The 25,320-nt window shown below is 36.6% G+C and carries 25 protein-coding genes; 4 read left to right on the plus strand and 21 right to left on the minus strand.

Annotation, left to right across the window (positions count from 1 at the left end):
• Window positions 1-74 precede the first annotated feature (74 nt).
• The 8 genes from flgK to AM499_RS11365 form a co-directional block, all read right to left on the minus strand.
• The gene (gene flgK / locus AM499_RS11330) at window positions 75-1,604 is read right to left on the minus strand and encodes a flagellar hook-associated protein FlgK (RefSeq protein WP_053590316.1); all 1,530 of its coding nucleotides are present in this window, start codon (window positions 1,602-1,604) and stop codon (window positions 75-77) included.
• A gap of 13 nt (window positions 1,605-1,617) precedes the next feature.
• Window positions 1,618-2,112 (minus strand): flagellar protein FlgN, encoded by a 495-nt coding sequence (locus AM499_RS11335; RefSeq protein ID WP_053590317.1) that lies wholly within the window; start codon window positions 2,110-2,112, stop codon window positions 1,618-1,620.
• Between the two features lie 15 nt (window positions 2,113-2,127).
• Window positions 2,128-2,391 (minus strand): flagellar biosynthesis anti-sigma factor FlgM, encoded by a 264-nt coding sequence (flgM, locus tag AM499_RS11340; protein ID WP_053590318.1) that lies wholly within the window; start codon window positions 2,389-2,391, stop codon window positions 2,128-2,130.
• 126 nt (window positions 2,392-2,517) lie between these two features.
• Window positions 2,518-2,934, minus strand: coding sequence for a TIGR03826 family flagellar region protein (locus AM499_RS11345; protein WP_053590319.1), 417 nt, complete (start codon window positions 2,932-2,934; stop codon window positions 2,518-2,520).
• A gap of 46 nt (window positions 2,935-2,980) precedes the next feature.
• The gene (locus AM499_RS11350) at window positions 2,981-3,604 is read right to left on the minus strand and encodes a ComF family protein (RefSeq protein WP_197275545.1); all 624 of its coding nucleotides are present in this window, start codon (window positions 3,602-3,604) and stop codon (window positions 2,981-2,983) included.
• On the minus strand, window positions 3,601-4,653 hold the full coding sequence (locus AM499_RS11355) for an ATP-dependent helicase ComFA (protein WP_331457232.1): 1,053 nt from the start codon (window positions 4,651-4,653) through the stop codon (window positions 3,601-3,603). Before AM499_RS11355 ends, AM499_RS11350 begins: the two co-directional genes overlap by 4 nt.
• 298 nt (window positions 4,654-4,951) lie before the next feature.
• Window positions 4,952-5,797 (minus strand): DegV family protein, encoded by an 846-nt coding sequence (locus AM499_RS11360; RefSeq protein ID WP_053590321.1) that lies wholly within the window; start codon window positions 5,795-5,797, stop codon window positions 4,952-4,954.
• A 263-nt stretch (window positions 5,798-6,060) separates the two neighbouring features.
• A complete protein-coding gene (locus AM499_RS11365) occupies window positions 6,061-6,639 on the minus strand; it encodes a Cif family virulence factor (RefSeq protein ID WP_053590322.1) in 579 nt (192 codons plus the stop codon).
• 130 nt (window positions 6,640-6,769) lie between these two features.
• Here AM499_RS11365 and AM499_RS11370 point away from each other — a divergent pair, with 130 nt between their 5' ends.
• Window positions 6,770-7,690: a nuclease-related domain-containing protein gene (locus AM499_RS11370; protein ID WP_053590323.1), complete on the plus strand. Its 921-nt coding sequence runs from the start codon at window positions 6,770-6,772 to the stop codon at window positions 7,688-7,690.
• Between the two features lie 282 nt (window positions 7,691-7,972).
• Here AM499_RS11370 and AM499_RS21675 read toward each other — a convergent pair whose 3' ends face one another.
• The 3 genes from AM499_RS21675 to AM499_RS11380 are packed head-to-tail and all read right to left on the minus strand — an operon-like array spanning window position 7,973 to window position 10,041.
• On the minus strand, window positions 7,973-8,140 hold the full coding sequence (locus AM499_RS21675) for a hypothetical protein (protein ID WP_156316792.1): 168 nt from the start codon (window positions 8,138-8,140) through the stop codon (window positions 7,973-7,975).
• Window positions 8,141-8,188: 48 nt separating this feature from the next.
• Window positions 8,189-8,863 carry a response regulator gene (locus AM499_RS11375; protein WP_053590324.1) on the minus strand — a complete coding sequence of 225 codons (675 nt, stop codon included), beginning with the start codon at window positions 8,861-8,863 and terminating at the stop codon, window positions 8,189-8,191.
• A gap of 32 nt (window positions 8,864-8,895) precedes the next feature.
• Window positions 8,896-10,041 (minus strand): sensor histidine kinase, encoded by a 1,146-nt coding sequence (locus AM499_RS11380; RefSeq protein WP_053590325.1) that lies wholly within the window; start codon window positions 10,039-10,041, stop codon window positions 8,896-8,898.
• Window positions 10,042-10,181: 140 nt separating this feature from the next.
• On the opposite strand from AM499_RS11380, the gene AM499_RS11385 reads away from it, so the two are divergent.
• The 3 genes from AM499_RS11385 to AM499_RS21680 are packed head-to-tail and all read left to right on the plus strand — an operon-like array spanning window position 10,182 to window position 12,205.
• Window positions 10,182-10,817: a YigZ family protein gene (locus AM499_RS11385; RefSeq protein ID WP_053590326.1), complete on the plus strand. Its 636-nt coding sequence runs from the start codon at window positions 10,182-10,184 to the stop codon at window positions 10,815-10,817.
• 30 nt (window positions 10,818-10,847) lie between these two features.
• Complete coding sequence (locus AM499_RS11390; RefSeq protein WP_053590327.1) at window positions 10,848-12,017, plus strand: CAP domain-containing protein; 1,170 nt, start codon at window positions 10,848-10,850, stop codon at window positions 12,015-12,017.
• Between the two features lie 35 nt (window positions 12,018-12,052).
• On the plus strand, window positions 12,053-12,205 hold the full coding sequence (locus tag AM499_RS21680; protein WP_156316793.1) for a hypothetical protein: 153 nt from the start codon (window positions 12,053-12,055) through the stop codon (window positions 12,203-12,205).
• A 75-nt stretch (window positions 12,206-12,280) separates the two neighbouring features.
• Here AM499_RS21680 and AM499_RS11395 read toward each other — a convergent pair whose 3' ends face one another.
• The 10 genes from AM499_RS11395 to AM499_RS11435 form a co-directional block, all read right to left on the minus strand.
• Window positions 12,281-13,816 carry a SpoIID/LytB domain-containing protein gene (locus tag AM499_RS11395; protein ID WP_053590328.1) on the minus strand — a complete coding sequence of 512 codons (1,536 nt, stop codon included), beginning with the start codon at window positions 13,814-13,816 and terminating at the stop codon, window positions 12,281-12,283.
• A gap of 1 nt (window position 13,817) precedes the next feature.
• Window positions 13,818-14,516, minus strand: coding sequence for an SH3 domain-containing protein (locus tag AM499_RS11400; RefSeq protein WP_053590329.1), 699 nt, complete (start codon window positions 14,514-14,516; stop codon window positions 13,818-13,820).
• A 17-nt stretch (window positions 14,517-14,533) separates the two neighbouring features.
• On the minus strand, window positions 14,534-17,317 hold the full coding sequence (locus AM499_RS11405) for an N-acetylmuramoyl-L-alanine amidase family protein (RefSeq protein WP_053590330.1): 2,784 nt from the start codon (window positions 17,315-17,317) through the stop codon (window positions 14,534-14,536).
• A 387-nt stretch (window positions 17,318-17,704) separates the two neighbouring features.
• A complete protein-coding gene (locus AM499_RS21685) occupies window positions 17,705-18,271 on the minus strand; it encodes a hypothetical protein (RefSeq protein WP_156316794.1) in 567 nt (188 codons plus the stop codon).
• Window positions 18,272-18,476: 205 nt separating this feature from the next.
• Window positions 18,477-19,523, minus strand: a complete 1,047-nt coding sequence (locus AM499_RS11410) for an LCP family protein (protein WP_053590331.1) — start codon at window positions 19,521-19,523, stop codon at window positions 18,477-18,479.
• 83 nt (window positions 19,524-19,606) lie between these two features.
• Complete coding sequence (locus tag AM499_RS11415; protein WP_053590332.1) at window positions 19,607-20,824, minus strand: glycosyltransferase family 4 protein; 1,218 nt, start codon at window positions 20,822-20,824, stop codon at window positions 19,607-19,609.
• Window positions 20,825-20,837: 13 nt separating this feature from the next.
• Window positions 20,838-21,701, minus strand: a complete 864-nt coding sequence (gene galU / locus AM499_RS11420; RefSeq protein WP_053590333.1) for a UTP--glucose-1-phosphate uridylyltransferase GalU — start codon at window positions 21,699-21,701, stop codon at window positions 20,838-20,840.
• A gap of 48 nt (window positions 21,702-21,749) precedes the next feature.
• Window positions 21,750-22,814, minus strand: a complete 1,065-nt coding sequence (locus AM499_RS11425; RefSeq protein WP_053590334.1) for a glycosyltransferase — start codon at window positions 22,812-22,814, stop codon at window positions 21,750-21,752.
• Window positions 22,811-23,926: a glycosyltransferase gene (locus AM499_RS11430; protein ID WP_053590335.1), complete on the minus strand. Its 1,116-nt coding sequence runs from the start codon at window positions 23,924-23,926 to the stop codon at window positions 22,811-22,813. The genes AM499_RS11425 and AM499_RS11430 overlap by 4 nt, the downstream gene beginning before the upstream one ends.
• Complete coding sequence (locus tag AM499_RS11435) at window positions 23,923-25,218, minus strand: oligosaccharide repeat unit polymerase (protein ID WP_231687444.1); 1,296 nt, start codon at window positions 25,216-25,218, stop codon at window positions 23,923-23,925. Before AM499_RS11435 ends, AM499_RS11430 begins: the two co-directional genes overlap by 4 nt.
• Window positions 25,219-25,320 lie beyond the last annotated feature (102 nt).

A 25,320-nucleotide genomic window follows, 5' to 3' on the forward strand; every position in this document is an offset into this window, starting at 1 on the left:
TGGCTAGGAATCGCCATCCTCGATTTTACCCATTTGCTTGTGAGAGCTGGACGAGGCGCTTTCTCTTTTCTAAATTATAATCCTACTCGACCCATGCCGTTGATTATTTTGTCTAATGTCTCATCAATAACGGTAATCATTCGTGCAGATGCATTGTATGCCTGTTGGAACGTTATCATATTCGTCATTTCTTCGTCTAATGAAACAGAGCTGACAGAAGCACGATTATTTTCTACAGTTAGTTTGATTGTCGCCGAATTATAAGCCAATCGATTTGCTTGTTCTCCGTCAACTCCAAGTTGCCCAATCATTGATTGATAAAATGATTGAACAGTTGCTCCATTTAGGCCTGGTAGTTTTTCAGATTTCATATTTGCAAGGAGTATTGCATTTGCTCCGTTTCCTTCTTCTTTACCTGCTGAAGAAGAGGCAGCTACTAATGATGGATCACTTTCAAATATAGAATCTACAGAAATATTCCCTGCTGAAATGGTAGCACCTGCTTTTGGCACAAAAAAGTTTTTACCTACATCACCATTTAAATCGGTACCACCGCGGTGCACTTCATTGAATTTTTCTGCAAATGCCAAAGCCATTTTATCTAATTTTGCTAACATTTCAGGATAGTAGCCCTCTACATTAGTAGGATCTGTGCCATGTCCATACGAATTTATCAAAGATAACATTTTGCCTTTGTTAAGTTCCATATCATTATATGATATTGGTCCGCCGGTTACAGCACCACTTCCAGCTACCGTGAACCCATTAAACGGTTCAAAGTCAGCATTATTGGACATTCCGTTTGGAGTAAGCTGTCCCGCATCTTTTCCGTTAATAATCTCTATACTGCCTGTTTTTGTTTTTATAGATACTTTTACGGACCCTTCCGCAATAGCTAATGCATTCCCACCAGATTTTGTATATTCAATTTCAATAGGGAAGAATTGCGATAGTTCATCAAGCAATTTATCACGAGCATCATATAAATCATTTGGCATATATCCATTTGGTTCGATAGCTTGTATTTGTTCATTCATAGAAGCTATTTGCTTTAAAATAGAGTTTACATCATCTGTGGACGTAAGAATTTCATTTTTTATATTTCCTTGAATATCTGAAAGTTGCTTATGGATATAGTTGAAGGATTCCGCGACACCAATACCTCGCTGCACAACTACTTTACGTGCTGCTGCATTCTCGGGATTTGTACTAAGGTCTTGAAGAGATTTCCAAAATTGATCTAATGACGTATTTAATCCGAATTCAGAAGGCTCCGCCATAATGTCTTCCATTTGAGAGATAGCTGTCGAGCGTGATTCCCAATAGCCTAGTTTAGTAGTTTCTTGGCGATATTGACGATCGATGAATTGATCACGAATTCGTTGGACAGATTGTGCTTGTACGCCTGTTCCTAGATGACCAGGGATTTTTGGTGCGTTTAAACCTGCCCCTGGATAGCCTAAAGTAGCTTCCATGTTGACACGTTGGCGTGAGTAGCCAAGTGTGTTAGCGTTGGAGATGTTATGTCCGGTTGTGTATAGTGCGGATTGCTGTGTGTAAAGTCCGCGTTTACTTGTTTCTAGTCCCATAAATGTGGAGCCCATGGGTTCCGCCTCCTTATGCTTCTGAATCGAAGTAGGCTTTGCCCTTTGATGGACCACGTACTTCTGATTTCGAATAGTTTATTTGATCAGGTTTTGGACGTAAAATGTCCAATGTTAAGTTAACAAACTGAAGTGATTGAAGTGTAAGTTTTTGGTTTAGGTCGTTTTGGTATTTTAGAGTCTCAAGCGTTAGAAGTAGTTTATTTCTCGCTGCTCCTAATTGCTCTTTTTCTTCGTTAGTGTTGGTATTTTCTAAGACATGTGCAACAGTTGGGTTGTCAATCGGAGCAATTCCTTTTGCTCGAAGGTAATCCGTTACCTCTAATTGGCGCTGTTGTTCAAGCTGAGAAATGCCTGCTACGTGTGCCTGCTCGTCCTTGAGCAGTTGGTTTAGACTGTCCATGTCCCCAGTTTTGATAGCTTCTGTTTTTTTATATGCAATTTCTAGTAAACTTTTATGTAGCATTTCAAGTTTAGTTAGAGCTTGCAATATCTTTTCGATGGACATTCCTATTGTCTCCTTTTAGATACGGTAATAATTGAGGATGTTCGATGCAAGTTGTTTTGCATCTACTTTGTATGTCCCAGCATCTATTTGCGCTTTTATTGCTTGAACGCGTTCTGCCTGTTCTACTTCTACAGGAGATTTAGTTTGCATGCTTTTCGCTACAGAAGAAATTTCTAATTGATCCGTAGATGCTTTGGAAGCATTTTGTACTTTTTCAGTTTGTTGTTGATTGCGTTTATATGGGTTTACTTGATTTAACCCAATGTTTGATATTTTCATATCTGTGTCCTCCCCTTTTCATTTACGAAGTATATATACCTTATTTCGGCTAGAACAGGGATGTTTTTAGAGTCTTTTGTACGAAATAGCTTAACACCTATAGTTTAGGTATTAATAACTAATACCTTATTTCCTTTTGCCATCCATATGATAGGTACCATTGTCTTGATTGGCAACTTTTTCTCGAAATTCTTTTGCTGCATCAAATTGACGGAGTCCTGATTTAAGTTCTTCCGTACAGCTTTTGCATAGTTTTCCTTGATTCGTAATTCTACCACAATTGTCACATGGATACCCAAGGTTTGGGAACATCGCTGGTTGCAAGCGATTTTTACGTACCCATTTGTGTAGAAGTGCTTCTTCCACGCCAGTTGCCTCTACTATTCTTTCAATTGTTGCGGCACGGTTTTCGCGCTTACGCAAGAAGCGGTAAACTACCTCATATTGTTTTTCTTCATTCATTGCACAGTTGTTACATACTTCTCTAATTCCTGTATAGTTAAAAAATTCTCCGCAAGTTGGGCAATTTTTAAGTTCTCCCATGATGGATTCCCTCCAAGTTCAATAATCTATAAGTTATATCGGTAGATTATCCCTTTATTAAAGTAATTGCTTCTACTCTATCTGCACCAGCTTCCTTCAAAACCTTAGCTGCATGGTGCATGGTAGTACCGGTTGTGTAAATATCATCGAATAAAATATAGGTTTTTGCTTCTACTTTGCCAGTTACTTTGAAAAGGGGACTTGCCTCTAGTCTTTCCTTTTTTGATTTCTTTCCCTGTTCAGCTGTTTCAGTTTTAGCAAGAAGGTGCTGAAATCGAACCCCTGCACTCTTCAATAGCTCGTCCACTTGGGCGAAGGTTCTTGTTAGTAGCTTATCTGGATGCATGGGGATTGGTACTACAATTCCTTCCCTTTTCTCGAATAAAAGACGAATCTCTTCAGCAAAAACATTGGCTAATGCAACATCTTGTAAAAATTTATACTGGTGCAAATAGCTTTTCATTGCTTCGGTGTATGAATAAAGAGCTGTCACTGAATTTAGTGCTCCCTCGTAGGGAGTACCTTCAAAATCAGAAAGGTCGAATCGGGCATCGGCTTTTTCAAATTTACTTAAACATCTTATACAAGAAGTGGCTTCTATTTCATACAGAATCAGCTTTCTCCATGTAGGGGGTGATTGAAAAATGCTTCCACATAGTAAACAATTCATGCTTCATTCCACCTTTCGATTGACTCTTTTGCTTTGTCCATTTCATGTGTAATTCCGTGATGGAAAAAGACAATGTCACCATTTGGATACTGAAAAGAACGACCGACTCTTCCACTTATTTGGATAAGTGCACTAGAAGTAAAGATTTGTTGCTCCGCTCCAACTACTGCTACATGTACATTTTCTATTGTTATGCCTCTTTCTAAAATAGTAGTTGTTAGTAGTCCTGGTATTTTCTTTTCTCTAAGTTGCATAACAATCTCTTTTCGATCAGGATGTTCTGCATGAACTCTTGGTAAATCTCCTGGGAAATTTTCGAGCATTTCAATTGTTGGTAGGAAGACAAGAAACGGGGTATTATTTTTTGTTTTTTCTTCGATCCATTGTTGCAATTTAGTTGGAACTTTCCCCTTTTTCAATTGTCTTGCGTAGCCCCAGAGTCCGCTGAACCTTGGAACAGGTAAATTATGTCCATGATATCTTTTGGAAAGAATAGATTGGTTGGTAGTTTTCAAGGATTTGGTAGGAGTGGCTGTTACATAATGAATGGCTGCATTCTTTTTTGCCGCTTTTGTGACTGCTCGCCTTAGGGTTTCATCAGCGTAATATGGAAAGGCATCTGCTTCGTCTACAAACACAACATCGAATGCATCTTCAAAACGGTAAAGTTGATGTGTAGTTGCGAGTATTAAATCGGCAAAGCCTTCTTGGTTTGGGGCTCCACCATATAATGCGTGGATCGTTGTTTTAGGGAAGACTTTTTGAAATCGTGGGAATAATTCTAATATCACATCTGTACGAGGGGCTGCAACACATACTCGTTTTCCGTCTTTTAAACTGGCAAATATTGAGGGAAATAGTAGCTCTGTTTTACCTGCTCCGCAAACTGCATGAAGAAGATGGGACTTGTTTTGTTGAACACTTGCCAGGAGCTCTTCACTTGCCTTTTGTTGAAGCGATGTAAGTTGGCCGCTCCAGTCAAACACATGATCGTTCGTGCCGCGAGCATGCTCTTTGCTCCAAAGAAGTAACTCTGAACAACTACTCACCCGCCCCATCCGAATACAGTGGCGGCAATAAATGCATTTTTTATTACAACGAGCACATTGAAATGTGTGAAATAAGTTTGGATTTGAGTTGTGGCATCTGTTACATACATAATTCTTTAATTGCCAAAACAAAAATTTGCTTTGGTTCATGTCGATGCCTGGTTTGAGGTGGATGTGGCCACTGTCGATGTGGGCATCGATGGCTTCGCTTGGAAATGGGGTGTGTTCGCGAAGCCATATGCGGCCAGTGAGAAATTGTTGTAATTGTTTGTTCATGGGCATCTTCCTAACTTTTTTGCTAGTCGATTTTTACCCATCCTAGACCCATCGAGCCCTCACCCAGGTGAGTTCCAATTACAGGTCCAAAGTAGCTGATTGTAAATTGAACGTTGGGAAGAAGTGCTTCTAACTCGTTTTTCCAAGTGATGGCTTCTTGTTCGTTGTTTGCGTGGATGATAGTTGCTTGCAGTTTTGCATATTTGTTTGCGTCCTCTTGAAGCATGTCTGCAATACGTTTCATCGCTTTTTTGCGTGTGCGGACTTTTTCATAAGGTACGATGACTTTGTTTTCAAAGTGAAGGATTGGTTTCACTTGAAGAACAGAGCCTATGACACGTTCGAAACCGTTTAAGCGACCACCTCGATGAAGATGGTCAAGGTTGTCCACCATAAAGTACGCACGAGTTGTTTCTTTCATTACGTTTAGTTCTTTTAGAATTTCGTCTGGATTGACACCTGCTTGTGCCATCTCAGCAGCACGAAGAACATAAAAGCCTTGAACCATGCATGAAATTTCTGAGTCAAATGTGTACACTTCAATTTCTTCTACCATTTCACCAGCTTGCTTTGCTCCAGCTAGTGTTCCGCTGATACCACTCGATAGATGGATGGAAATGACTGTGTCGTATTCTTTCGAAAGTTCTTCAAAGGTTTTGACAAAATCTCCAAGTGCTGGTTGCGACGTTTTGGGAAGCGCGCGCTCGTTTCGGATTTTATCGTAAAACTCTATTGTATTAATGTCTATTTCTTCTCGATATGTTTCATTTCCGAAGACCACGCTAAGTGGAACCATGCGAATGTTGAGTTTATCGTGAATTTCTTTTGGGATATAGGCTGTGCTGTCCGTTACTACTACCGTTTTCATGTAAAAAATCACACTCCTATTCTTTAGTGTACTGAATGTCAAGGGTAAAAGAAAGCACAAAAATACCCTCGACATGATATTTGTCATATATCTAGTCAAGGGATTAATTATTTTTTGATAGGTCTAAGCCTTACTATTTGAAAACGTTTGACAGTCGAGGCGTGCAAGCAAGAGGCGTAAGCGAATAGAACTTAAGGTTCATGAGCTTACAACGAGTGCAAGCAACTAAGAATGCGAGCGTTTCTCAAAAGTATGAGGATGTATTATTCAGATGATTCACCTATAAAATAGACGCTTGTGACAAGCCATTTGCCATCTTCTTTTGCGAAAACTGTTACTTGACGACCATCACGATCAAGCTTTGCTCCAGTACTTGGTTGTGATAGTGCGATGTTAATGTTCGCAAATACTTGCGCTTGGGATTTATCGTATTTAATGATTGTCGTGTTTTCAGCTTTTCGAATCGTATCATACTCCGTGAATGTTTCTTGTACTACTGTTTTTTCATCTGCATAGTTAAAACCTTCTGGATTTTTGGAAATGGTATTCATGTAGCGGTTAATATCTTCTACATTAAATGCTTCCATGTATTCATTGAATGCTTCGAGGATAGCAGTTTTTTCTTCTTCTGGGACATTTGTCGCTTCTTCTATATTCCCTCCAGCCATTTCAAAACCAACTTCTTCCGCTGCTTTATCTTTTGCACCGTGCTCCGTTACCGATTGTGCATCCGTGGGCGCATTATTCGCAGAGCCAATATTTGTTGCTTCTTCCTCATTGCTATTGCATGCAGCTAGCGTGAACACGGTTGCTGCGAGTATAAGTGCGTGCATAAATTTCATCTAGTTCTCTCCTCCTGCTGAGGTTATTTTGTCATATCTAGGACGAAAACTCAATTAATTAGTTCCGTGAGAGATAGGTAGAAAATTATGGTAATGGTATGTATAGTATAGGTACATAGGAGGTGGTTCTTTGGAAAGACATTTAGCATTGTTGAAAAGATTGCGTGTTGATAGTAGAATGAAGGAATTTATTCGTGAAGAAATTAGGAAAAAAGAAGCTGGAATCAGAGGTGAGGAACGACTCTTAAGGAAGCTTAAGGAGTTGAGATTACCTGGCCCATTTCGAATATTTTCTGATGTGGGATTGCATATAGATGATTGGAGGGTTCAAATCGATTGTATTGTTGTGACGGATAGTTGTTGCATCGTGATAGAGTCTAAAAATATGAGTGGTAATTTAAATTTTGATATAGACACTGAGGAATTTTATAGAATAGAAGAGAATATTGAAAAATCTTTTCCGAATCCATATTATCAATTAATGCGTAATATTCGTTTTATGAAAGAATTCTTAAACACGACGTTCCCTGAACTTAAAGTATCTGGAGCTATCGTCATGACATCAAAATCATGTCGAATCCGAAATAAGCCTTCCCATTATCCTATATTTAAATTAGAAAGCATTATCGAAAAAATCATACACTTGAATAATAATTCCCCTTCCCTTCTGTTAGATCCTCATTTGGATACCATTGAAAAAATGATTCAAAAGAAACAATCCGCTTTTGTGTATTCACCCCTATGCGAGCATTATCATATTTCTCCAAACGACATAATTCCAGGAGTTGAGTGTCCCTGTTGTGGTGTTATTGGAATGGAGCGTATTTCTACAACCTGGACATGTTTAGCCTGTAATAAAAATAATCGATATACCCACATTTCCGCTGTAGAAGATTATTTTTGGCTAATCAAGAAAGAAATTACTAATAAAGATTTTCGCAAATTTTGTGGAGTTAAATCTATTCACTCTGCTTCTCGGATGCTTAACAGTATGAATTTGCAGGCATGTGGATTAGGTCCTGCAAGATATTTTAAACGGAAAGAAAGTTGATGAGTGATTAATTATTATTGCGCTACATTAGTTGCGTTACTCGCACACTACATTGTTTGGATTACTCGCTATATAACCTTAATTAGTCGCAACATCTACTCGCTTCCTCGCTACATTTTGATGCATTCGCGCAATATCTATGTTTTACGCTACATTGTTTGGATTACTCGCTATATAACCTTAATTAGTCGCAATATCTACTTGTTTTCTCGCTACATTTTGATATATTCACGCAATATTATTGTATAGCGCTACATTGTTTGGATTACTCGCTATATAACCTTAATTAGTCGCAACATCTACTCGCTTCCTCGCTATATTTTGGTCCATATGCGCAATATTTTTGTTATACGCAACATTAGCAACGTAACTCGCAATATATCCACTGTTATACGCAACATTTATTTGCTTACTCGCTACATTCCCATGAATAGGAGCAATATTTTTCACGCAAAGAAAAAACCTCTCACTGAATCGCGAGAGGTTTCCCATTTTTTATTATCGTACTTCGACCCAACCGTTTTTGATGCCGGTTACTACGGCTTGGGTACGGTCGTTTACGTTCATTTTTTGTAGAATGCTGGATACGTGGTTTTTTACGGTTTTTTCAGAGATGAAAAGTGTTTCACCAATTGTACGGTTACTTTGCCCATCTGTTAACAGTTGTAGCACTTCGCATTCACGTTTCGTAAGTAAGTGGAATGGACGGCGAATTTCTGTTTGATGGAAGTTTCCTTTATTTTCACGTTCGCTTAGGCGACGGAATTCGGCAACTAGATTGCGAGTTACTTTCGGATGTAAGTATGAACCGCCTTGTGCTACTACTTTGATAGCAGAGACAATTGCGTTAGCATCCATTTCTTTTAGCATGTAACCAAGAGCACCAGTTTTAAGCGCATGTGTTACATAAGATTCGTCGTCATGGATAGATAGCATGATAACTTTAGCTTCCGGATATTTTTCAAGTAATTCAGCAGTTGCATCAACGCCATTTTTAGTTGGCATATTAATATCCATTAATACAACGTCTGGAATATGTTGTTCATATAAACGAAGAACGTCGCTACCGTCATCTCCTTCTGCAATTACGTCAAAAGAATCTTCAAAATCTAAAATACGCTTTACGCCTTCTCTAAAAAGTTGGTGGTCATCTATTATAATAATTTTTGTCATCGTCATTTCCTCCTATAAAAACACTGTAGTTATTATTCCTCATTTATCGGAATACTAAACAAAATGGATGCTCCCTTTCCTGGAGATGATATTATTTTCATCGTTCCATCGAGTAAATCCACTCGCTCTCGCATACCAATTAATCCAAATGATTTTTCTTTTGCTTCATTTGGATCGAAGCCTTTTCCATTATCTTTGACGATAATATTTATTTTTTGTTTCAACCATTCTACTTTTACCCAAGCCTCTTTAAACTTTCCGTGCTTAATACCGTTAGTTAAGGACTCTTGGATTAGTCGGAAAATGGCTACTTCAAAATTTGGTTGGAGACGTTGTTCTTCTCCATATGATTGAAAATGTATCATACACGTTGGATTGTATTCTTGAATTGTTGATATATACTTTTTAAGCGTAGGAACCAATCCTAAATCATCTAGTGCCATTGGGCGAAGATCATAAATTATTCGACGAACTTCTGAAAGCGCATTTCGAACCATATCTTTCAGTTCATTGATTTCTTTCATCGCTTCGTCTCCGCCACGCTGCTGATATGTAAGATTAATTAAATCTGTTCTAAGTAACACATTCGCAAGCATTTGGGCTGGACCGTCGTGTATTTCACGAGAAAGTCTTTTGCGCTCTTCCTCTTGTGCTTCGATAATTTTCAGGGTGAAATCTTGTTTGATTTTTGCGTTTTCAAGTGCAACTCCCACATCTTTTAAGTCAGAAGTTAAATAATTCATTACTATATTTACTTGATTGACTAGTTGATCCGCACGTTCGATCATTTCCAGTAAGCCCTGTAATCTGCGTTCTAATTCATCTCTTCTAAGACGAAGTTGTCTTTCCTCTGTTCTTTTTATCAGTAGGTTAATTTGAATCTCATTGGCAGTTTCATAAGCATTCCGAATTTGAGGTTCCTCGTACGTTTCAAAGTTTTTAGATACTTCTGCTAGGCGATTTCTAGCTAAACGTGATTTCGATTCTAGTAAATCCCCTTCAATAATAACGGTTTCAATGTTACCTCGAATTATTTCTAATTCAACTTTCATTTCTTCGAAGCTTTGACGACTCTGTTCGCTTATAATGAATATATCCTTTTTTGAATGATCCATTACTTCTACCATTCGATCGAAAATAACATCTAACGATTTTGTATCAAAATTCTTATTCGTCATCTGTTTTTCTCCTTTGTTTTTTGCAAATGAGTCTTCATTCATTACGGGTGACAAACCCTATTATAGCACTAAGTGACTAAAAATAAATTAAAATTAGTTTACAACTATATTTCAAATTACTCAAGGAGGACCCAAAAAACATGAGAAATGATTATCAAACAGTCAAAGGCTATGGGGAAAGTGAGATTATCATCCAAAAATCACGCTTCCTTACCTATGTGAATCGAGCTGAGACTGAGGAGGAAGCGCAAGATTTTATTAATTCTATCAAAGTAAAGCATAAAGATGCTACTCATAACTGTTCTGCTTATATTATTGGGGAACACGATAACATCCAAAAAGCCAATGATGATGGGGAACCTAGTGGAACTGCTGGGGTGCCAATGCTCGAAGTGTTAAAGAAGCAAGGAATTAAGGATACTATCGTAGTTGTTACTCGGTATTTCGGTGGTATTAAACTAGGTGGCGGTGGTCTTATTCGAGCATATGGAAAAGCTACTACAGAGGGAGTTACAGCAGCAAAACTGGTAGAGCGCAAGCTACATCATCTGATGAAAGTATCAATTGACTACAATTGGTTAGGTAAAGTCGAAAATGAAGTGCGAAATTCTGAATATCCTCTAAAAGATATTAACTATGCAGAGTCTGTAGAAGTCCATGTGTATGTAAAAGCAGAGGATGAATCCAATTTCTCTGATTGGATGACTGAAATGACAAATGGACAATGTAAAATAGAAATTGTCGAAAAAGAATTTTTGGAATTTGAAGTAAATTGATTTATACTTTTTACTAAGGGCGGTGGAAATATGAAGAAATTGATTTTTTTACTAATGTTCTTAATTAGTTTAAGTATAGTTCCAATCTCTACTAATGCGGCAAATTGTCCAGGGGTTGTGTATTGGGACGGTGTCGAGCTAAAAACTGGTCAAATAGGCAGAGTCATCATTCAAAAACCTACTACTATTTATAAAAATAATAATGGAGTTTTCGAAGCTTCACGAACAGTAAAAAAGGGAGAAGTTTTTAGAATTTATGCAAATAAAGGATCTTATTATCAACTAGGTGGCGGCCTAGTTATCAAAAACGATGCCTCTATTTTGTATCAAACACCATCTAAAGAAAAATTTAGATTACTTAATTGCAAGCAAACTACTCCTACTTCTATGGTCATTGGTGACAGTATTACTTCTGTAAATTCCAAATTAGGAGGCGCAAAGAAATCGATACCCAATGAATTTGATGCATCAACGTCTATTTATCACAAAAACTATAATAACTTCTATGCAATTAGTTATTTAAACAATAAAATAGCTTCACTTTATACAAAAGACAAAAACTATCAATTTAATGGTATTTCAATAGCTAGTACTGTTAGTCAACTAGAAAGCAAATTAGGAAAAGCATACGAAACAACTGGTAACACTTATCCAATTGAAATTATTACATATGATTTTCCTAAGTATGAAGCCAATTTTTTTATTGATGTGCATAATGACAATAAGATCTCTGCAATCTACTTAATAGATCGCCAGTTAATAAAGCGAAACGCAAATCTCTATCCAAAAAAATCTAGTACACTAGAAAAAAGTTATGAGACACTCTTATACGAAATAACGAATGCTGAAAGAAAGGCAAAAGGCGTTTCAATACTACAATATTCTACCGATATTTCGAATGTTGCTCGTGGCCACAGTGTCGATATGGGTAAACATGATTATTTTAACCATGATAACTTAGATGGGGAATCGCCTTTTGACAGGCTAGCAAATGGTGGAATTCTGTTTAGAAATGCAGGAGAAAATATTGCAATGGGATACACGAACCCATACTTTGCCCATGAAGCATTGATGAATTCATTAGGTCATCGTAAAAATATCGTTAGTACTAACTATACGCAACATGGCGTAGGCGTGTTTTTTGCAGACTGGACGTACGGATCGATACCTTACTATACGGAAAATTTTATAAAACCTTGATAGGAAGCTGCCTCTTTTGGAGGCAGCTTTTTTGTTTGTCGCTTTTGGTTGATGATTGGTCGCTTTCGACGATGCATTTGTCGCTTTCCATGCATTGTTTGTCGCTTTCACTTGCTGATTGGTCTCGTTTAGCCATTTGTGTTATTTTGTTGTATCTAATTCCAAGTGATGAACAGAACGAATATTAAGCCTCAGATCAGAGTAAATTAGTCTCGTTTTTTAACAATATAAAAAGGTGACCAATCTATTGGTCACCTGATTACTTAGTATTTTTCTATTGTTACGCCTTGATAATAGTGTTTTAGGATACGATCGTATGTCCAGCCTGCTTCTGCACGGGCTTTCGCACCATATTGGCTCATGCCGATTCGGTGGCCGTAGCCTTTTCCGTTTACAGTAACAGATTGGATTCCAGAGGTTGTCGCTGTTGTAGAGACAATTCCTTCATTCGTTTGAACCCCTACTGGACCACTTGAAATCGTTTCTGTTCCTGTTGCAGTTTGTACAGACATACCGTTTAACGATGTTACTGCTGAAGAACCGTTAGCTCCTTGCACAGCAATATCAGTAACTCCGGATGGTTTAGTAAATGAAATATCAAACCAATTGGATTTTAAAGATGCATTATTTGCATCTAAAAATACGTTACGCATTACTGTCTCATTACCTTCAATTGTTTTTTCACCAGCGGAAGTCACAGCAGTCACAGCGGAAACTTCTCCGTTGGATCCTGTTTTAGCAAGCTTCACATCTAGTAATTGATCCGTAGAAGGATTAAATCCAAATTTCTTAAGAATATTCGATGCTGGTATACTTACAGACCAATTACTATATGGAGATTTTTCAATAGAATCATCTACAGATACAAATTGCGGTACTTGTGTTGAATTCCATACTTCACCAATATTCGCTGTTCTACCACCGCTTGTAGAGTAAAAATATGCCTGTACTAGTTTACCACCTGATTTAATAACCAATCCGTTAGTTGCTTCTACAGCAGCATTTGTATTTTTATGCTCAGAGGTATATCCTTTGTACATTTGGTCTTTCGTTGTACTACTTAAAATACCAGACTTACTTAATGAGTAACTTCTCGCTGCTACTGATTGAGCTTTTAGGGCTTCGATATGCCATAATGCGGGTGATTCATTTGGAATAACACCTTTTAAATAATTCTCTAAATCAAGTCTATTTGCAATTTGTACATTTGCACCTGATTTAACAACATTAAAACTACCACGGTATTGTGTACCACTAGGCGTCTTACCGAGTGGTTGATTCACAACAGATCCAACAGTAGCATTAGTCGAAGGAATCCAGGAAGAAACGCCTTGATCATCTCTAATGGAGTACCATAGCTCTCCATTTGCATTTGTAAATTCGTTTACTACATATGCACCTTGGAAAGGTTTATACGCTTTTACTACCTCATAATCTGCAGTAGCGCCTTTTCTACCTTCTACATCGGCTGTAAACACAACCATCTTTTCATTGCCCGATAAAGCATGTAAAGCAAATCCATTCGCTGAATACATGGCTGATCCAACTTGATAAATGGAAACTTCCCCATTTACTTGAGAAAAAGTAATAGGTGTATTAGGTAGAGCGTAAAACATTTCGTTCGTTGTTAAATTTTGTAGTTTATAAATTCCTGTCAAATTGAGCGAAGTGGAAGATGCATTATGCACTTCTACACGCACTTGCTTAGAATAGCTTTCTTGTGTATACGCGAATGCCGTATTAGATGTAGCTAATGTAAGTAAAGCGATAGATAAAACGGTCAATCCTTTTTTGAACATCTTACTTCACCTCAGTTAGCGTACTTAGCACCCAACCTTTTGTACCTTTTGCGGTTTGCACATTGTACCAAGTTTCACCAGAAGCATTTTTGAAAGAGCCTAAATATTTTAATGATGTACCTTTTGCAACTAGTTCAATAGATGCATAATTTGTAGTTGCACCTTTTCTTACATTCACAGCTTGTTTAGTTATTACATTTGTGGGTATATAATCAGTAGGCTTTGTTGTTGAAACGTCACCTGAGAATACCCAGCCTTTTACAGCAGCTGAAATTTCAACACGATACCATACTCCAGAAGCAGATTTGTGTTGGTCAATAACTGTTAATCCTTTATTTGCTCCAAAAGTAGCTAAAACTTTATAGTCACGACTTGCTCCGCTATGCACTTTTACACTATTAGTAGTTGTATAGACTACTGATGGTAAATCACCAGGTACTGTAGGAGTCGTCGGTGGTGTCACTACGCCTCCACCTTCTGCAACCGCTTTTTGTAATTGTTCGATTAAAACTTTTTGTTCTGCAACTTGTTTTTCAAGTGATGTTACTTTTGTTTGTATTGGATTTAACTGTGCTTGTACCCATTCAACTGAAGCTAACAATAAGTTAGAGTCCGCTTTTGTTGATGTTGGAATATTGATGGAGATAAGTAAGCTTAAACCAAGTACTGCACCAATAGTTGCTAAAAATTTCTTTTTCATTTTTACCTTCCTCTCAATTACTGATTAAAATAGTTTTCTAATCCTTTACGAATTCCGATTGCCGCATTTTTTTGAAACTTAGCTGTTTTTAATTGTGCTTCTTCAGTTGGATTAGAGATAAATGCTAACTCTACTAAAACGGAAGGTAACTCATTCATACGATTTACATAGAAGGATTCTTGTTTTACCCCTCTATTATATGTTCCGATAGCTTTTACAAGATCGGCTTGAACACTTTTTGCAAGTGTATAACTTTTTGGTCCATTAAAGTTTACTGAAGCGTTGTAATATGTCGTTGTTCCTTTAGAAGTAGCAGCGAAAGCATCTGCATGAATACTAATAAAAGCATCATAATCAGATTTATTAGCAATATCAGTACGTTGTTTCAACTCTAGGAAAACATCCGTACTTCTTGTGAGTACAACTTCAGCACCTGCTGCCTCTAATTCTGCTTTTAAAGCTTTTGCTGTTGCCAATGTAACATCTTTTTCTTTTGTCTTATTCGGACCTACAGCACCAGGATCTTTAGCGCCATGTCCAGCGTCTAAAATAATTTTCTTCCCAGCTAGTCCTTTAGGAACTACTTTAATCGTTAGTTCTTTATCATAGTCACGGATTGTGTAAGTATAATTAGGGTTGAAGGTAATTGTTAATACTGATGTACCTCCAGAAACCTTTTCTACTTTCATACTGTCAACGCCAGTAACCTTCGATTTTATCTCATTAATTTGTGATAGATTACCAGATACCTTTAAAACATTTTTAGCTGGAATTGAATAAGAAATATTAAATTTAGATGGTTTGGACCATACAAGATAGTTTTGACCATTGCGTACTTCTGTTCGTCCATTTGTCAAAGAAATTGGAGATGCATCTGATAAAACCGACGCTTGAATCCAACCACGTTTTTGGTTTTGTGTTTCAATATTTACCCAGCCATTTAATGTGCGTAATACGCGAACAGGTGAGCTTAAATAAATAGTATCAACCTTTTTCGCAGTAGCACTTGCACCATTATAAACTGTAGATGTTTTAGTGCCGTATTTTGTAGGGATGTTTACATTTACTTCAAAATCTGGGATCCATCCTACTTGTCCATTTGCTGTACTTATCTGAAGCCAAACAGTGCCATCAGTCACTTTCTGACTTAGGATTGTGAAGGATGTGTTTTTGGCTAATCCTACGATGACTTTAGAATTGAAAGTGCTATCTGCATAAACTAGGGCATTATAACGCTGAATTACCCCACTGTCTCCATAATCCGGTACATCAACAGATGAGTCTTCTAAAGTAATAACAGATTGATGTAACCATGCATCACCACTAGTAGTACTTACTTTAAACCACTTTTCACCTACAGCATCCACAGCATATTCCGGTGAAAGGAATGAGTCATTCATTTTTGATTGTGTAACAACTTCAAAGTTTAATCCTGGGCCTGAACGCATATTTGCAACCGCAACGGAGACTTTCAAATGCGTGTCTTCTATTACATGTTCATTTCCATCCACTGGTGGAGTTTCATCTTCTCCTGGAGTTGATGAAACACTTTCAAATGCAGATGCTGAAATCCATCCTTTTTTAGCTGCTGCATATGTTACTTGATACCATTTTTCTTTTGCTGCATTTGTAAACTCTTGATGTATAGGTAATTTAGTTCCTACATTTATCGTAGCAACTGTTTTATAGCTATTTGTAGCACCAGAATGGACAGTAGATTTTCTAAGAACTGTTTTATTTGCAATAGATGTATCTTCAAAAGCAGATGAGCTGATCCAACCTTTTTTCCCTGGAGCATAAGTTACCTGCATCCATTTTTCCTTGTAAGCATTTGTGAACTCTTCGTGGATCACTAATGTCGTTCCTGGTTTCGCAGTAGAGACAACCGTATAATTTTTAGTTGCTCCTTTATGAATTGTCGTTTGATTAACAACTTTTTTCGAAGTAGCAGTTTGTCCCGCAGTTGCTTTCAAAGCAAATAAATCAGATGTTACCCAACCTTTTTTACCTTTATATTCTACATTGAACCAAACTTCTTTATTCGCATTCGTGAATGCATTAAGTATCTTCAATGAAGTGCCTGCTGGAATAGTTTCAACTACTTTATAAGATGTAGTTGCACCACTTCTCATATTAGAAGCACTTTTACCGATAACTTGAGTTGTTCCTACATAACTAGTTCCATTAGTGATTGAACTACTTTTTACTGCGGTCGTTGGAGCTTGTCCAGCTGCAGTATTCAACGAAAATAAATCGGACTTCACCCAACCTTTTTTACCTTCAAATTCAACATTGAACCAAACTTCCTTTTGAGCATTCGTGAAAGAATCTAATACTTCTAATGAAGTTCGTGTTGGAATCGTAGCAACTACTTTATAAGAAGTTGTGGCACCACTTCTCATTTCCGAAGCACTTTTACCGATAACTTGAGTAGTTCCTACAAAGTCCGGCTCAGTAGTTGTTACAGTAGTCATTTCTACTTGTAAATAGTCACTAATAATCCAACCTTCTGTAGAATTAAAAGAAACTTTGTACCATATCTCGCCTTTACTATTTTTTTCAGTTGCAAGAATGGAAACAATTTGGTCAGTATTTACTTTCGTAATACTATTAAACTCGGTTCCTGCTCCAATTCTAATATTGACATTATCTTCGGTAAGTATTGCCTTTTTCCCGATAAGTTGATTAGATGCGACAATTTCATTCGAAGCAGCATATGTGGAGAGTGGAGTGCTCACGAAAACATTCATTGGCAAAAGGACAGAAGTTGCTAAAACAGAAGATGCAATTACTTTTTTCATTTGTTCCTCCTTGAAACGTGTATTTCTTCCATTTTAATAGACAAAATTAGATAAAACAATCCAACGAATGTAATTAAAACCATTGTAACAAGACTGTAATATAACTTTAGGTAATAAAAATTACCTAAATTATGGTTGATTAAGACCTATTTGCTAAAAAATAATAAAAAATTGGCGAATAATGTCATGTTAAATAAGGAAGATAAAGAGTCATAAACTAAGACAACAGAAAGGTTTTTCAACTTTCTCATAAATAAGTTCCTTCTCGAAACGACTGTTTGTTTTTGAAGAGGGATTGGTAGCTTACACTAATATTCTAGCTACTATTTTTTGATTCAGTTAGACTTGATAAGATTACACTTATCCAACATAAGGATTTCATTTTTATTACAAGACGTATATATGATGTGTTAAAGAGACGTCTTCCAAGTGGTAGACAATACGATAAAACTGGTAGTATTCTTCTGACCGGTTTATTGCGTTAGTCATCCATAAAGCACCGAAGCGTTTAGATGAAGTACAAGTTCTTGTGATTGCTATAAGAACGCAATGGATTGCCCCTAATCCAACAACAGTATCTCTTTTTATTATCAAGAATTGCTTTTGATAGGAAACAACAGCGAGGCGCCTTCCAAGTGGTAGCCGAAGCGATAAGACTGGCAGTGCTCTTCTGCCCGGCTTATCGTGGGAGGCAACCACATAGCGCCGAAGCGTTTTAGAAGAAGTATCAGTTCTTATGGTTGCTTTATGCACAAATTGATAGCCCTTATCCAACATCGTAATCTCTTTTATAATGAAGAATTGCTTTTGATGGGAAGCAACAGCGAGGCGCCTTCCAAATGGTTGCCGAAGCGATAAGACTGGCAGTGCTCTTCTGCCCGGCTTATCGCGGGAGGCATCCACAAAGCGGCGAGGCTTTTTAGTAGAAGTACCGGTTCTTATGGTTGCTATCATATTTAAATGGTCGCTTTAAGCCCACAATTGATTGCCCTTTTCTAACATTTTTATTATTTATAATTGCTTTTGATAGGTAGCAATAGCGACGTACGTCTTTCAAGGGGTAGTCGAAGCGTGGTAGTGGGAATTTCACGTTTAGCAAATATTAATAAAACATATTATTCTTCAACAAAAAAACGAGTGGTCATTACGACCACTCGTTTCATTTGCCTATTGATAAATCATTTACTTGCGTTGTTTTATTATTTGTTTCACTTGATGCATTTTGTCCGAAGTCATCTAAATTAAGTTTGAGTTGATTTTTTACCTCTTCCAGAGAATCTTCTCTTGGAATGAAATAATAATATCCACTACTTGTATCGTTATCGCCTTCTATTTGTAACTGCTCAATTGGAGAAGACTTAATCTTTTGATACATTTTAATAAGACTGAAGTATTCAGAAGTAGGAATGTTCGTCTTTACATTGTTTCCGACATCACCGATCATGTCGTCAATTTTTGTAATATTACTTATGCTTGTGCCTTTGTTGATGATCTCCTCGATGACTTGTTTCTGACGAAGATTACGTCCCATATCACCTTGAGGATCTTTTTTACGCATACGCACATAAGCAAGCGCTTCATTTCCATTTAAATACATTGGACCTTCTGTGTACGTCTTCCATTTTAAACTACCTGTAAGCTGAGCCTTAAATGTAAATGGAACCTCTACATCTACTCCCCCTACTGTATCAACGATGTCTTCAAACCCCTGGAAGTCGGTTGAAACATAATAATCAATAGGAATATCAAGCAATTCTTCTACTGTATTAACAGTATAGTTTATACCACCATTCGCATACGAATGATTTATTTTATCTTTGTAGCCGAGATCCGGGATATAAACTTTCATATCTCGAGGAAGGCTTACCATAGATATTTTTTCGGTCTTTGGATTGATGGTTGCCACGATAAGTACATCTGCACGACCATATTTTGCTTTTTCTTGATTTTCAATCCCTGCTAATAAAATTGTAAACGCGGAGTCTTCGGCTTTCGCATTTTCAAATTTCTTTGTTGTATCATCTTTTGCTTCTTTTTCACTATCAAGAGGTTCATACATTTTAGAGGTTGCATTTTTTGTCTCGAGAGATAAATTAATAGCAAAAACGATGACAGACGACAACAATAGCATACAAACGGTTAATACTGTATATAAAACTTTTCTTTTGGTCTTTGATTTACGTTTTGTTCGACGTGAAGTAGCCATTTTCTTTCCCTACTTTACTTATAAAATATAATCTAACCAATTATACAAAAATTTCATCGTCATGTATATTGAAAAGACTATTACTATTTAGTAAGGTTGTGCAAAAGATCTTTGACAATAGATGACCAGCTATATTCATTAATTGCTAGTTTCCGACCATTCTCCTGCATTTCCCTTCTTTCTTCTTCTTTTAATTCGACAAACTCAAACATCGTAGTAGCAATAGAATCGACGTTTTCAGGCATTGCAACTAAACCAATACCATTTTTAGATACAATTTCTGCACTTTCCCCTTTACCACAATACAGAACAGGTACACCTGAAGAAGCCGCTGGGAAAATTTTAGACGGGCGAGCACCTTCAAATAACTCTAAATCCCGTAATGGAACTATACTAACGTCTGTAACAGAAAATAGTTTTGGCATTTCTTTTAAAGGAAGATGTCCTAAAAATGTCATATTCAAAAGACCAAGTTCTTCTTTAAGCTGATGTAGTTTTTCTTCCTCAGGTCCAGCACCTGCAATTAAGAAATGTACGTCTGGAGCAATATCCTGCATTTTTTTAGCAGCATATAAAATAAACTCCAAACCTTGTGCATATCCTAAGTTTCCACCATAAGAAAATACAAATTTATCTTGTAAATTAAATTTTTCAACATATTCCGCATTTCTTTCTGCAGGTTGAAAGAAGTTTGTATTTACGCCATTTGGCAATACAAATACTTTGTCCGCAGGCTGCGAATGATTCATAATATACGATCTAATACCATCAGTTGCTGTTGCTATTTTCCAGGAATGTTTATAAAGGAAGGATTCTAAAATCTCCGCAAGTTTGATAAAAAACTTGTTATTAACGAGTCCTAGCTTCACTGCTGATTCTGGCCAAACATCTGCCACATTAAATACAAACTTCGCACCTTTTAGTTTCGCACTCAATAAACCAGTCAATCCTAAAAAGATGGGAGGAGAGTTTACTATGATGACATCTACTTTTCCAGCTTTCATTAAACCGTAAAATGAGCTAAATGTAAATGAAAAATAAGAAACTAAGCGCTTCCAAAATGTTCCCTTTTTAGATGGATAAATCCATGTACGATGTACTGGAATACCGTCCCATTTTTCAAATTCATATTTTTTTCCCTTATATTCATCCGGAATTATACCGTGTGGATGATGAGGAAAAGCAGTCACTACTTGGATATCATGCCCTTGAGCTAGCAGTTCTTTACTTACCTCATATACACGGATTTGCGGAGCACCTGTTTCAGGTGGAAAGTGTTGACACAAATATACAATACGCATAGCTATCACCGTTTTATTCTTTCAATTTATTCTTCAAATAAGCAAGTAACGGTTCTTTTAAATCGTCACGCTTCAATGCAAAGTCAAATGTTGCTTGTAAAAATCCAAATTTATCTCCAACGTCATATCGTTTTCCTTCGAATATGTAAGAGTAAATAGATTCTTTTCTTAGTAATGAATCAATTGCATCAGTTAACTGAATTTCACCTTTTGCATCTGGTTGTACTTTTTCCAACTCTTCAAATATACCTGGTGTTAAAATATAGCGTCCAACAATAGCTTGGTTGGATGGTGCATTTTCAATAGAAGGTTTTTCAACTAATCGTTTCACTGAAAATAAATCATTTTCTGCTTCACTATAGTCTACAATTCCGTACTTGTTGACATCTTCTGTCGGCACTTCATTAACCCCAAGAATACTGCTTTCTACCTGTTCATACTTATTAATCATTTGTTTTAATGCAGGAACTTCTGCATCAATAATGTCATCTGGAAGTAAAACAGCAAATGGTTCATTACCGATAAACTTTTTCGTGCACAGAATAGCATGTCCTAATCCAAGTGGCTCTTTTTGACGCATATAATGTATGTCCACTAAGTTAGAAATGTTTTCTACTGTTTCAAGTAACTCTAGTTTACCTGTTTTTTTCAAAAGCAATTCCAATTCAATCGATTTATCAAAATGATCTTCCATCGATTTTTTATTACGACCGGTCACAATAATAATATCTTCAATTCCAGAAGCGATTGCTTCTTCAATAATATATTGTAAATTTGGTTTATCTACAATTGGTAGCATTTCTTTTGGCAATGCTTTTGTTGCAGGAAGGAAACGAGTTCCAAATCCTGCTGCAGGAATAACCGCTTTTTTAATCATGTTCATTCCCCTTTTCATTTATCAGTCAGTATTGAATCAACTGTCTGATCAATATTTATTATATAAAGAAAGCATATAATGCGCATTATCTATCCAGCTATAATTTTCTTTTACATGGTCCACTCCAGCTTTACCCATTGAAGCTCTAAGGTCACTATTTCTAGCTAGCTTTTTAAATGCTGCTGCTAGCTGATCTGGACTGTTTTTATCCGTTACGATGCCAGTTACGTCTTGAACGACTACTTCTGGCAAGCCGCCAACATTGGAAACAACAACCGGTACACCACAGGCCATTGCCTCAACTGCTGCTACACCGAAGCTTTCACTATCCTCTGTAGAAGGAACAGCAAAAATAGACATTTTACGAATGACATTAGGTACTTCCGTATTCGGTACTTTTCCAGTGAAGGTTGTAACCTCATCAATACCTAAATCTTTTGCAATTTGCTCATATTCAGCTCTTTGAGGGCCGTCTCCTGTAATAATAAGCTCAGAATTCGGAAATTCCTTATGGAACAACGCAAAGCCTCTTACTAAATCGGCTATACCATATTTGTCTTCTAAAGCTTTAACTGTCCCAACGATAATTTTTTCGTCCGCTTCAGCTACTTCTTCAGAAGGGTAAAATTGTTCAATATCTACACCAAAAGGAGTTACTTCTACTGGACGATTTGTGTATAGATTAGTTTCTTTCGCCATAACACGACTTGTGGAACAAATAGCAGTTGCTTTACTTAACGTAAATTCGATTAGCATTTTATTTAATCTGCCTTTTTTAGGGAATACAAAAATATCTTTTCCCCACACTGACACAAAATACTTTTTATAGTTAACCATCGCACCTAATAAGCCGTAGCTTGATACAAAGTGTGAGTGTAAAATATCTGGATTCCAATCTTTTAGCATCTTTTTCAAGGCTGGTGCTGCTGCCAAGTAGGAAGCTTTACCAGGTAATACTTTTGGTAAAATTTCTGTAGGTATTAGTTTAGCATTGTCTTCAGAGTAATGATCTTTAAATGTATACACTTTTACTTCAATACCTTGTGACTGATAAAACAAAGCCCATTTTTGTGTATGAATTGATTTACTTGGAGCTAATAATGCTATTTTCATTTTATGCCTCCTATCAGCGCATGCGCCGCTTGTTCGGCACGTTCATTCCATGCATGCTTCTGTAAAAACGATTGTTGAATATTTCTTTTATATGTTGAAAAATGTGGTTTGATTGATTGCATTCCTTGAACGAGTCCTTCTGCATCGTCGGTCGTAATAACTCCATATGGACCTGACTGGATAAAGTCTTCTTGTGCGGAACAATTTGTTGCGATAATTGGTAGACCTGCAGTTAAATATTCCACTAGTTTTATCGGAACAGCAAAATCATTGTAGATTGATCTTTTTCGAGGAATAAAGGCAAAGTCTACTTCTTCATATACTTGTTGTAGTTCTGCACCACTAACATGCTTTAATGAAATATAATCTTTGTTTATCTTTTCTTTATCTTCTTTACTTAATTGGCCAAACTCATCTTCACGACAAACAATTATTAATTCACCTAATACACTGTCTTTATTTAACAGATTGTAAGCATCTACTAGAGTTGGCAATCCATAATCCACATTGTTAATGCCACCAACATAGATTCCCTTAAACGGTTGTTGAATCTCATTTGTATTTACACGAATTTCAGTAAACCGTCCACCTGGTGGAAGTGCCATTTTCTCAGTGCGTATATTTACATACTGACCCATAGCATCGCTTGGTAAAAAAATTGTATGCACATATTTTTCGTAAAATTTTTCTTCCATTTTATAAATAGTTTGCATGACGAATTTTTTCAACCCTTTTAATGAATAAAGTTCGTCAAACTTCCAATAGACATCTCGATAAAAAACACCGATTGGTACATTAAGATTCTTCAACGTTTGAAATACATCTTTATCTATTTTCCAATCCTGTGGTTTATGACCTGGATCGGTTAGCCAAAGAGGAATCGTTTGGTTTTCCGAATAGCAAAACAATGTTTGCTCGTGTTTTTTCTCTTCAACAATCTTGTTCCAAAGCACACGTCTTTCTTTACTAGTTCCAGATATAACAATCATTTCAAGTTCATACTTTTTTGCATATACTTCAAATGCCTTCATCATTTCAACTGGTCGTAATGCAGAGCCACTTTTTGGGTTGGAAGCGACTGTAAAAGGATAATAGATAATTATATTCTTCATGCCTTCACTCTTTTCTTCTTCACTTTGCTCATCAGAAAACTCCATATTACCGTAAAGTATTGTTCTAAAATATATAATCCAGCTAAAACAACTGTCGTCATAATCCAAATAGGGTTAAATAAGAAATCGGAAACCCCACCGACAAGAGTTCTTGGAATATTAATTGTAAAATATACAAATAATGCGATGACAACTGGTGTTTTTCTTAATCTCAAAAAGAGCATATAAATGATTTGAATGATTGCCGCAACGTAAATAATTGCAGCAATGACACCAAAATATCCATAAGTAGCAAAAGCTTCTCCTAAGAATATTGTATTTAATACTCCACCAGTTCCTTTATCCACGTTCTCAGGAAAAACGTTTTCCATCATCATTCGAGCAGAACGAACTTGTTCCATATCAAAAAAGCCAATGATAAAAGAAGGAAGTCCTTTTGCTTCTAGTAAAGATAGTGAATGAGAGAACGAATCCAAATGTAAGAAAAAAGGCGAGATTTGCGCCAAGATTATTCTTCCGATTGGACCAGTATTATAAGCTAAAAAGCTTTCTACCTCTGTCACTCCTTGTATAGCAATATACATACCGATTAAAAGTATAGCACCAGCAATAAGGTAACCACTTATCTTTTTCCAATTAAGTTTTAAGCTATTTGAAAAAACTCTCGTAAGTATTAACATGATGACATAAAAGAAAATTGGAGATTTAGCTAAATCATATGTAGAAATTAATACTGAAAATATGAAAAGCGTAAAAAATAGTGTCTTCCAAATTATTTCTCTTGTTTGAATTGCATATACATACGCAATGATCGATAGTATTGGCGTTAAAGCAATAGCAAAGATATTCCGGATGTACACGTTTCCACTAAACCCTCTTGATGCATCAATACGCATCTTAGCAAGATCCTCTGTATTTCCCTTTAATAGTTCAAAAAAAGGAACTGAATGCGTCTTTAATAAAGTATAAGCAACAGCTAAAACAGATATTGCAGCAAGAGCAGTAAATGCAAGCTGAAATATTCTCTTATTCTTATCTACACTTGTACGAACGGGTTCATGTAGGTATCGTTCAAATTCTAATTGTGCATTAAAACCAAAAAGTCTCCCTACAACTAGCTGCGTAAGTGGGAACAAAATCATTAATATCGTCAATAAAACAAATCCAATGATCCGATATTCCTCATGGTCCATTCTTTTGATCATATAATAATCATCTATTCCTAATGCGATTAATAATCCGCCAATATAACTGGAGATAAGGAATGAATAATAATATATTATAGAAATCATATTTGGCTTTACAAGAGAAAGGCTTCCAGAAACCTTTTGGAAAAGGTATGTGGAAGCCACCACAGTAAAGAGCCATATGCTAAAAATTAACAATGCTCACAC

Source organism: Bacillus sp. FJAT-22090, from assembly GCF_001278755.1.
Lineage (GTDB): Bacteria > Bacillota > Bacilli > Bacillales_A > Planococcaceae > Psychrobacillus.